The organism is Enterobacter sp. 01-M-02-SI-ECC (assembly GCF_047530595.1).
In the GTDB taxonomy this organism is placed as follows: Bacteria; Pseudomonadota; Gammaproteobacteria; order Enterobacterales; family Enterobacteriaceae; genus Enterobacter; species Enterobacter cloacae_M.
This window is the reverse complement of the sequence record NZ_JBLKCZ010000002.1, coordinates 430,075-438,929: the sequence shown is the minus strand read 5'-3', so window position 1 is coordinate 438,929 and position 8,855 is coordinate 430,075. Positions and strand designations below refer to the sequence as shown.

Below are 8,855 nucleotides of genomic sequence, written 5' to 3'. Positions count from 1 at the left end.
CCCTGGCACGTTCACCGGTCATGTCGTTAAAAAGTAGCAAGGAACATGAAGTGAACGGAATGACCACCCCAGCCCTCTCCCTCAAGGGAGAGGGAGTCGTCCGTGCATGCATTGTTTTGTGGGGATCCCTCCTCCCACCTGAGGCAGGATTCCTTTTCCCATCTCCAACCTTCTGCTTTTGCTGAAATTTAACAAATCAGATCTGGCTCCCAATGATTAACCACACAACGTGTGATGATTTATTTAGTTACATAATCATTGACGAGGGAGCATCATGATCACCATTGAGTTTGTTGTCATTCTCCTCTGCCTGCTGACGGGTACGCGTTTCGGCGGTATGGGGCTGGGGTTAATCAGCGGCATTGGTCTTTTTATTTTATGTTTTGTCTTTGGTCTGCAACCGGGTAAGCCGCCGGTTGACGTTATGCTGACCATTCTCGCGGTAATTGGCTGTGCGGCTACGCTGCAGACTGCGGGCGGCCTCAACGTCATGATGCAGTTTGCTGAACGCCTGCTGCGCAAACACCCGCAGCACATCACCCTGCTCGCCCCTTTCACCACCTGGATGCTGACCTTTCTGTGCGGCACCGGGCACGTGGTCTACACCATGTTCCCCATCATTGCGGATATCGCCCTGAAAAAAGGGATCCGCCCGGAGCGCCCCATGGCCGTGGCATCGGTGGCATCACAGATGGCGATTACGGCATCCCCCGTTTCCGTTGCCGTTGTGTCGCTGGTGTCCATCCTGGCGGCCCAGCATGGGATCGGCCACGCGTGGGGGATCCTGGAAATTCTCGCCGTGTCGGTTCCCGCTTCGCTTTTCGGCGTAGCCATTGCGGCCCTGTGGAGCTTACGCCGTGGGAAAGATTTGGCGGACGACATTGAGTTTCAGGAAAAGCTGAAAGATCCTAAGCAGCGCGAGTTTATCTACGGCGGTACGGAGACGTTAATGAATCAGCGTTTCCCTAAACAGGCCTACTGGTCCACGTGGATTTTCTTTGCCGGTATTGCCGTGGTCGTTTTGCTGGGGGCATTCCCGGAACTGCGCCCCGCCTTTGAAGTGAAAGGCAAAATGACGGCGCTGTCGATGAACCTTGTCATTCAGATGATGATGCTAATTGCGGGCGCCGTGATGCTGATGGCCTGTAAGGTTAATGCGTCGGCGATTTCCAACGGCGCGGTGTTCAAGGCCGGTATGGTCGCGATCTTCTCAGTGTTCGGCGTGGCGTGGATGAGCGATACCTTTTTCCAGGCGCATCTCGACGAGTTAAAGCTGGCGCTGGAAGGCGTGGTGAAAAGCCACCCGTGGACGTATGCCATTGTGCTGTTTCTGGTGTCAAAACTGGTGAACAGCCAGGCGGCGGCGCTGACGGCCGTTGCGCCGATGGGGCTGATGTTAGGCATCGACCCGAAAATGCTGATCGCCTTTTTCCCGGCGTCCTACGGCTATTTTGTCCTGCCGACCTACCCCAGCGATTTGGCCTGCATCGGCTTTGACCGGTCAGGCACCACCCGCATCGGGAAATTTATCATCAACCACAGCTTCATTTTGCCAGGGCTGATTGGGGTAAGCTGCGCGTGCGCGGCGAGCTACCTGCTGGTCCAGACGTTCTTTTAACAGCATCAAAGGGCGACACGTGCCGTCGCCCCTTTCCCTGTTTTAGTGGGACTCACCCTGCGGCGTGAATCGCAGCTCAATCAGCGCGATGGCTTTCTGGATCGCACGAAGCGTAACCGGGTCAGCGGCAGCAGGATGGCTGGCAAAATCGATATTTTTCAGCTGCGTAGACATCTTCTCGCGCACTTCAACCGGCGCAATCACGTCCAGAACATCAAGGATTTGTTTGATAACCAGCTGACAGGCGACAACGTCAGAGACCAGTTCCTGATCGGCGCTCAGGTTTTGTGACATGGGTTTTCTCCTTATTTAAAGGCCGCCATAGTAGCAAAACACGCCCCCTGACATCTTCCCTTCATCGCCTGCAGGTACAAAAAAACCCGCCGAAGCAGGTTTTTTTATCAGAACATGGCGCCTGGCGGCACGTCTTTGAACGTGCGGCAGTAATTGGCCCACATGCTTTTCAGGATTTTGCGCAGTTTCACGATGATGCTCCATTAACTTGTTATACAACTTTATTGTCAACGTGCTTATAATATGACCACCATCACAAAAATCAATCTTTTTGTGATACTCATCACATTCTTATCAGGATTTGGCCTGATAGCGCTCCCCTCTCACCCGTTGCGAAGAGTGAGGGCAGATTGTCCGGCTATTCCAGGCATTGCAGCGGGCATCTGCGGGTACGATAAGGTATTTCCATCCACTCAGAGCGAACCATGAAAAGAGTCATTGTAGCCGGCACAATCCTGCTGCTCGCGGGGTGTAGTATCAACCGCCAGGCTGAAGTCAGCAGCCGCGACGCGCCGAACGGCATCGTCCGCCTCGACTACGGCCAGGCAGCGCTGCAAAATGCGTATTCCGATGAGTATGTTAATAACGGCACTGCGGCAAAAGCGTGTCAGAGCATGGGGTATGCCACTGCCTCAGCCTATGGTCAGCCCATTAAAACCTGCACCCTGACGAGCGGCTCTTTGTGCCTGAACGAGAGCGTGACTATCCAGTATAAATGTATGGGTTACGCCGTTAACCCTAAGACAAATAATCCCTGGTATTAATCAACGCTGCCAGCGTTTGCTGGCAGTTTATTTCATTACGAACAAAAACAATTCTCATTAATAAATTATAAAAATCGCCAATGCGTTTTATTCCCATTCGTATTTTAAATAAATAAAATAAAAAATTTACGTTTTGCAAATAATTAAATAACAAATTATAGTGTCGCTCATTGTGAACCAGAAATAATAATCCGGAGCGTCACCATGCTGAAAACTGAAATGATCGACAAGCTCAACGCACAAATGAACCTTGAGCTTTTTTCATCCCTGCTCTACCAGCAGATGAGCGCCTGGTGCAGCTATCACAGCTTCGAAGGTGCGGCCGCGTTTTTGCGTCGTCACGCTCAGGAAGAGATGACCCACATGCAGCGTCTGTTTGATTATCTTACGGATACGGGCAGCCTGCCGCGCATTGAAACCGTGGCTTCACCTTTTGCTGAGTATAATTCTCTCGATGAACTGTTCCGCGCCACCTACGAGCACGAGCAGCTGATCACGCAGAAAATTAACGAACTGGTCCATGCCGCGATGACCAGCCAGGATTATCCAACCTTTAATTTCCTGCAGTGGTATGTAGCTGAACAACACGAAGAAGAGAAGCTGTTTAAATCCGTACTGGATAAATTGTCTCTGGTGGGGAAATCCGGCGAAGGTCTTTACTTTATTGATAAAGAACTTTCCACCCTCGATACGCAGAATTAATTTCAGCGCGGTGCCGAAAACCGGCACCGCGTTAATTTACATACACCCCGCACAGCTGGTGCAGCGCCAGTCATGAGGATTCACCGCCTGGTAAAAATAGCGGTAGCTGGACGTCTCCAGCGGAATACCCACCTCGAAGAACATATCCGTTAACCAGTCGACATTCTCAACGATCCACTCATCTTCCTGTAAGCCTTGTGCAAAGGTTTCATCTTCAGGATCGATAACCGAATAGATTGCCCAGGTGCCCATATCCTTTTCGCGGCGGGACTCGGGAAGTATCAGGGGTTGGTTCTGCCAGCTGATTATCCAGTGCCCATGGCACAACAGGTTACCTCCCCGACTCCATGCCGCGGTGAAGGGATTCTCTCCAGCCATAAAACCCTCACTTAATTTGATAATTTATATTTATTGTTTACGTTACGCCGGAATATCGCCCAGCAATATTGCCCTTATGAAGTAGGCATCCGCCTAAAAAGGATCAGAGCGCCAATAATTCGTAAACTATTCGTTACACTACTTGTAACGGTGATTTGACGAATTACGGCTTTTCCCTTACTCTGCGCCGCAGATTTTGTCGCGGTTAAGCATTGTTGTAGAGGAAAGCGTGAAAAACAGAACCCTGGGAAGTATTTTTATCGTCGCCGGAACGACGATTGGCGCAGGAATGCTGGCCATGCCCCTGGCGGCCGCGGGCGTGGGATTTGGCATGACCCTGCTGCTGCTGGGGACGCTCTGGGCGCTGATGTGTTACACCGCCCTGCTGCTGCTTGAGGTTTACCAGCACGTCCCCGCCGACACCGGTCTGGGTTCGCTTGCGGCGCGCTATTTGGGACGCTACGGCCAGTGGATAACCGGCTTTAGCATGATGTTCCTGATGTACGCCCTGACCGCCGCCTATATCAGCGGCGCCGGGGAACTCATCGCCTCCAGCGTCAACGACTGGTTTGGCTCTGACATTACCCCGGCGACGGGGGCTATCTTCTTTGCGCTCATCGGCGGCGGCGTGGTCTGCGTGGGGACATCGCTGGTCGATCTGTTTAACCGCTTTCTGTTCAGCGCCAAAATTCTCTTCCTGATTATCATGCTGGTGCTGCTGGCCCCGCACGTGCACAAGGTCAACCTGCTGACGCTGCCGCTGGAAAAAGGGCTGGCGCTTTCCGCGATCCCGGTCATTTTCACCTCGTTTGGCTTCCACGGCAGCGTGCCGAGCATCGTCAGCTATATGAACGGCGATATCCGCAAGCTGCGCCGCGTCTTTGTTATCGGCAGCGCGATCCCGCTGATCGCCTATATTTTCTGGCAGCTGGTGACGCTGGGCAGCATTGACTCTTCGACCTTTATTGGGCTGATGGCGCAACACGCTGGCCTGAACGGTTTTCTGCTGGCACTGCGCGAGGTTGTTACCTCCCCGCACGTGGAGCTGGGGGTACACCTGTTTGCCGACCTGGCGCTGGCAACCTCGTTCCTGGGCGTGGCGCTCGGCCTGTTTGATTACCTCGCCGACCTGTTCCAGCGTCGCAATACCGCGGCTGGACGCTTGCAGACGGGGGCCATCACCTTCCTGCCGCCGCTCGCTTTTGCGCTGTTTTACCCACGCGGATTTGTGATGGCGCTGGGCTATGCGGGGGTGGCGCTCTCTATCCTGGCCCTGCTGCTCCCTTCCCTGCTGGCATGGAAGAGCCGCCAGCAGCATCCGCAGCAGGGTTACCGCGTGGCGGGGGGAAAACCGCTGCTGTGCGTGGTGTTTTGCTGTGGGGTGGTGATTATTCTGGTGCAGGTGTTGATTGCAGCCGGGATGCTGCCGGAAGTGGGATAACAAAGGTTTAAGGGGAAACTATCCGCTTTAATAGGGAGAGATTCCCCTTTAATCAATCCCTTATATTACGATTATCACCATCCGAAATGCTGTCGTTAAAATTAATGCTTCATTCATCATCACATCCCCATGTGCTCATAAGCTTTGTCACCATAATACAAGGTAAACAATGTCCCCATCCCAAGGAATAAACCTATTAACAGAACCGCCATTATCGTTATAAACCAGCCGGACAGAGTTTTACCGGCTTCACCAACGCTGGCAATGATTAACATCAGCCCAAAAAACAACATCAGACCGCCAATCCCGCCAGCTTGCCACGGCAACGTATATCTTTTTTCTTCGGGGTAATCGGGTTGGCAGGTCAACCGGGAGGATAGCGCGGCCATGGCAAAATGGTTCTGTGCGGACGCGGCCACAAGCTGATCGCCCTGCCCGTACATAATCGCATCAGCGGCCAGCGTCAGCATCAGCCACTGATAACCGGCAGAGCGCTCACCGAGCGAAGCCTCAAGCTCCAGCCTGTCCGGCACCACTTTGTTCTCGTCCAGCACTTCCAGCAGCGGATACTTCTCTGTGCGGGATAACCCGGTATACCAGAGCATTTTAGGTTTACTGACCGTTTCCGTCCTCAGATAAACCGGCACCTTGCTTTCAACGTCAGTAACACCTGTCATCGGCTGGTAAAGATAAACAGGTTTTTCTCCTTCAGTTTTGACGTAGTAATTTGTGAAGAAAAGCGCGGTGACATTCTCCATCCACTTCGATTCTTCTTCTGCCGGGTGCAGGTCTGCAATGATAAGCAGGTGATTTGCGACACGGGTTCCGGACTGCTTTATCCACTCCGTTATTTGCGTATAGTCCGGACATTCAGGTAAAAACGTAATTTTATCGGCGCTGATTGCCTGGCGTTCGAACACTCGCCGCAGTTCATCGCTAAAGGATTCATCCCCGCCTCGAACCCACACCAGCGCTTCAATCTGCTGGTACCGAGAAAGTTTCCCTGCCATGGGCTCCAGAACGCGGGCTACTGCCTGCCCGGCCCTCGTGAAATCGAACGATTCTTCCAGCTCGATTTTCAACGGCATTTTAGCGGCCAGCGGAAACTCTCCCTCAAGTTTCAGCATTCTCAGTGCCAGTTCCTTTGTTGCCTTTGGTGGAGTGAGTACGGACCAGCCAGCAAGGGTAATGTTCCCCCTGGCGAAGCTGACAACCTTATATTCCTGCCGGGCGGCAATCAGCAGCCTCGTTTCCATGTAGTGCCTCATGCCGTGATACACGACAGACCACATCTGAACGAACCCCGTCAGAAAAACAACCGGAATAACCGCGGACTGGGCAAGAAAATCGAGATCTACATGTTTATTACCCGGCCAGGTGACTGCCCGAACAGCAATACAGATAATCACGACGATCACATATAAGATAAAAACTGCCAGATAGGGGTAGTCTTCTTTAAATTCGTCCTGTTCAGGATACAACCACCAATTCATCACACAGCCCCCGCAACAGGTAGCGTAGTCCGGATAGCACAACCACACGCCGCTTTACAGCCGTCCACGACCACGCCGCGGCCGTTCATCGTCCAGGTTGGGTGACAATCGTTAATAGGGAACGTCCCCTTATGCTCCGTACACGTCACTTCATCGCCTTTCAGAGCCACAGGCAGGCCCATAAATTGCGCGCCTGACGCCTTAATTACTTTCCCGCCGCTTACCAGCGGGTCATTGAGTCGAATTACGCCGTTCATTAGTATCCTTTCCTTCCTGCATCCATATCGCAACGCATATGATCCCAGCCGGTATAGCCTTTTACTTCCGGAACCTTATCGGGCAGCCCCTGATATTTTTTCATTTCTTTTAAGCCTGTTTGGTCTAACTCACCATTAGTTATATAGAGCGTTCCCCATGACCAATCGCTGAATGATTTAGGCATTTGTAAAGGCTTATAATTTTTATCTAAACCAATATCGATATAATCTTTACTTTTAAAACCGGGATCATCGAATGGCTTAGATGACATATATATGAAGTCACGCTGATTTTTGTTTCCTCCATCATATGGCTTAATGACCAAATAACCTTGGTCATTAATAACTGCAAATGAAATAGCGTTTTGCTGATCAGGATGAACAGACTGATTAGACCACGCCCTCAATCTAATTTCTAAACTTTCTGGCGCAAACACAGCTATTTGCCAGTTTTTCCCATAGTCTTTTGAAATGATAAATTCCGATACATTTTTTGTCGGTACGGCAATATATTTTTCTGATGGGTGAATATATGTTTTAGAAAAAATTTGATAAAATTGACTCACAGGCTCGGTATGAATGCCCCGTTTTGTATCCGTATATCCGGGCTTAAACCCGGCAGGAATATCTCCTGTCAGGTTAAACATCACGCCCGGCAGCAGTTCCGGATCGCTGGTCGTCAGCCCCAGCACGCTCTGATTGTTCAGCAGACGCTCATAGCGCAGGCGCGCGTAAAACGTAGCCGTTTCCGCCTCCTGTCCATAAAAGTCGCCTTCACTCAGAAAGTGATCGGCGTAGTGGTACTGTTTGCCGCGGGTTATCCCGTCAGGAATGTCGTTGTCGGTAATGGTTTTATCCGCCTGCGGAGAAAACGGATCGCGATAGTTATAGGTGCGGACCAGCACGTTTTCGGGAATGAGCTGGTAGCGCTCTTCGAGCTCGGTAACGTACTCTTCATGACTGGTCATGCCCGAATGACGGACATATGGCAGCTTTTTATCGCTGAAAACGTAGCGACGGCCCCCGTCACCAAAAATCACCACCGTTTCGGCCGGTACCTTGTCGTGATTTTCAAAGCGAAACCAGATCCCGACTTCGGCCAGCAGGCGGTGGATAAACTGGAGATCGGTTTCTTTCCACTGGATAACCATTTCCCGCAACGGGTAGCTGAAGCCCAGCTGGTCGAAATCGATGTTGTAACCCTGAAAATGTCCGCTGTCCTTCATTAACTTCGTGACGAGCTCAGGCACCGTCATACCCATGTACACGGCCGAACGATAATTTCGGTCCATCAGCGCCAGTTCATGCTCCAGCACGCATTCATACAGCGTTTCATCAGCGGACGACTTCAGACGGGTAAATGACGTGATTACGCCATTTATCTGCCGCACCGGCAGCCAGGGCTCCTGATTGTGCCAGCCAGCTTTCGGATTCGGGGCACGCAGAATAAACTCAGCCATCTGGTTAAGAACGTCGTTGACGGCAATATCTGGTACCGGACTGGTAAAGCGAATGGTATAGCGATAGGGTTTACTGAGTTCTTCTTCTCCTCTAAACGAGAGAACATCAGATAAAACGGTTTTATTTCTGGGAAAATACAGTAAATAACGATTCAATGTATCCTGTTGTTGAATCGAGTTTGATTGCCCTGCCATCGTCAATTATCCTTTTGATCAACCGATAAGATTAATCAAAATATACGCCTGGAGACCGATCATTAAAACCTTATTTCACAGAAAGGGATGAAAGATTTAAATTATTCAACGCGCAAATAAACACAAAATAAACATTCATGAATTAAATGAAAAGATAAAATAAATACCCGGAAGAAATATGAAAATACAAGAATCCCACTAAGCCCTTCAGGGTATAGAGATCAATGGTATTCGATGAGCAACAATAAACATT

10 protein-coding genes are annotated in these 8,855 nt (G+C 51.0%); 4 read left to right on the top strand and 6 right to left on the bottom strand.

Annotated elements, in window-relative coordinates; translation table 11 throughout:
- The first annotated feature begins 274 nt into the window (after positions 1 to 274).
- Complete coding sequence (locus tag ACMWLG_RS05205; RefSeq protein WP_023312271.1) at positions 275 to 1,618, top strand: anaerobic C4-dicarboxylate transporter; 1,344 nt, start codon at positions 275 to 277, stop codon at positions 1,616 to 1,618.
- A gap of 42 nt (positions 1,619 to 1,660) precedes the next feature.
- Here ACMWLG_RS05205 and ACMWLG_RS05200 read toward each other — a convergent pair whose 3' ends face one another.
- Both ACMWLG_RS05200 and azuC read right to left on the bottom strand, forming a co-directional pair.
- A complete protein-coding gene (locus ACMWLG_RS05200) occupies positions 1,661 to 1,912 on the bottom strand; it encodes a DUF2766 family protein (RefSeq protein ID WP_008500405.1) in 252 nt (83 codons plus the stop codon).
- Positions 1,913 to 2,019: 107 nt separating this feature from the next.
- Positions 2,020 to 2,103, bottom strand: coding sequence for a stress response protein AzuC (azuC, locus tag ACMWLG_RS05195; protein ID WP_014884364.1), 84 nt, complete (start codon positions 2,101 to 2,103; stop codon positions 2,020 to 2,022).
- A 234-nt stretch (positions 2,104 to 2,337) separates the two neighbouring features.
- Here azuC and yecR point away from each other — a divergent pair, with 234 nt between their 5' ends.
- Entirely contained in the window at positions 2,338 to 2,676 is a 339-nt protein-coding gene (gene yecR / locus ACMWLG_RS05190; RefSeq protein ID WP_023312272.1) for a YecR family lipoprotein, read from the top strand.
- 204 nt (positions 2,677 to 2,880) lie between these two features.
- Positions 2,881 to 3,378, top strand: coding sequence for a non-heme ferritin (ftnA, locus tag ACMWLG_RS05185; RefSeq protein ID WP_014884366.1), 498 nt, complete (start codon positions 2,881 to 2,883; stop codon positions 3,376 to 3,378).
- 36 nt (positions 3,379 to 3,414) lie between these two features.
- Here ftnA and ACMWLG_RS05180 read toward each other — a convergent pair whose 3' ends face one another.
- Positions 3,415 to 3,756 carry a hypothetical protein gene (locus ACMWLG_RS05180; RefSeq protein WP_045404419.1) on the bottom strand — a complete coding sequence of 114 codons (342 nt, stop codon included), beginning with the start codon at positions 3,754 to 3,756 and terminating at the stop codon, positions 3,415 to 3,417.
- A gap of 229 nt (positions 3,757 to 3,985) precedes the next feature.
- Here ACMWLG_RS05180 and tyrP point away from each other — a divergent pair, with 229 nt between their 5' ends.
- Positions 3,986 to 5,197, top strand: a complete 1,212-nt coding sequence (gene tyrP, locus ACMWLG_RS05175) for a tyrosine transporter TyrP (protein ID WP_045404417.1) — start codon at positions 3,986 to 3,988, stop codon at positions 5,195 to 5,197.
- 119 nt (positions 5,198 to 5,316) lie between these two features.
- Here the strand turns inward: tyrP and ACMWLG_RS05170 are convergent, their stop codons facing one another.
- From ACMWLG_RS05170 to ACMWLG_RS05160, 3 genes are read right to left on the bottom strand one after another with little or no spacing between them, the layout of a single operon-like run.
- Positions 5,317 to 6,693, bottom strand: coding sequence for a hypothetical protein (locus tag ACMWLG_RS05170; RefSeq protein ID WP_348594619.1), 1,377 nt, complete (start codon positions 6,691 to 6,693; stop codon positions 5,317 to 5,319).
- The gene (locus ACMWLG_RS05165; protein WP_045356826.1) at positions 6,690 to 6,947 is read right to left on the bottom strand and encodes a PAAR domain-containing protein; all 258 of its coding nucleotides are present in this window, start codon (positions 6,945 to 6,947) and stop codon (positions 6,690 to 6,692) included. The genes ACMWLG_RS05170 and ACMWLG_RS05165 overlap by 4 nt, the downstream gene beginning before the upstream one ends.
- Complete coding sequence (locus ACMWLG_RS05160; RefSeq protein ID WP_080298654.1) at positions 6,947 to 8,602, bottom strand: type VI secretion system Vgr family protein; 1,656 nt, start codon at positions 8,600 to 8,602, stop codon at positions 6,947 to 6,949. Before ACMWLG_RS05160 ends, ACMWLG_RS05165 begins: the two co-directional genes overlap by 1 nt.
- Positions 8,603 to 8,855 lie beyond the last annotated feature (253 nt).

What these genes read in the sequence shown, in the direction of transcription:
- ACMWLG_RS05200 (WP_008500405.1), bottom strand. Translation starts at nt 1,912, where the DNA reads ATGTCACAAAACCTGAGCGCCGATCAGGAACTGGTCTCTGACGTTGTC.
- ftnA (WP_014884366.1), top strand. Translation starts at nt 2,881, where the DNA reads ATGCTGAAAACTGAAATGATCGACAAGCTCAACGCACAAATGAACCTT.
- yecR (WP_023312272.1), top strand. Translation starts at nt 2,338, where the DNA reads ATGAAAAGAGTCATTGTAGCCGGCACAATCCTGCTGCTCGCGGGGTGT.
- ACMWLG_RS05180 (WP_045404419.1), bottom strand. Translation starts at nt 3,756, where the DNA reads ATGGCTGGAGAGAATCCCTTCACCGCGGCATGGAGTCGGGGAGGTAAC.
- ACMWLG_RS05205 (WP_023312271.1), top strand. Translation starts at nt 275, where the DNA reads ATGATCACCATTGAGTTTGTTGTCATTCTCCTCTGCCTGCTGACGGGT.
- ACMWLG_RS05165 (WP_045356826.1), bottom strand. Translation starts at nt 6,947, where the DNA reads ATGAACGGCGTAATTCGACTCAATGACCCGCTGGTAAGCGGCGGGAAA.
- ACMWLG_RS05160 (WP_080298654.1), bottom strand. Translation starts at nt 8,602, where the DNA reads ATGGCAGGGCAATCAAACTCGATTCAACAACAGGATACATTGAATCGT.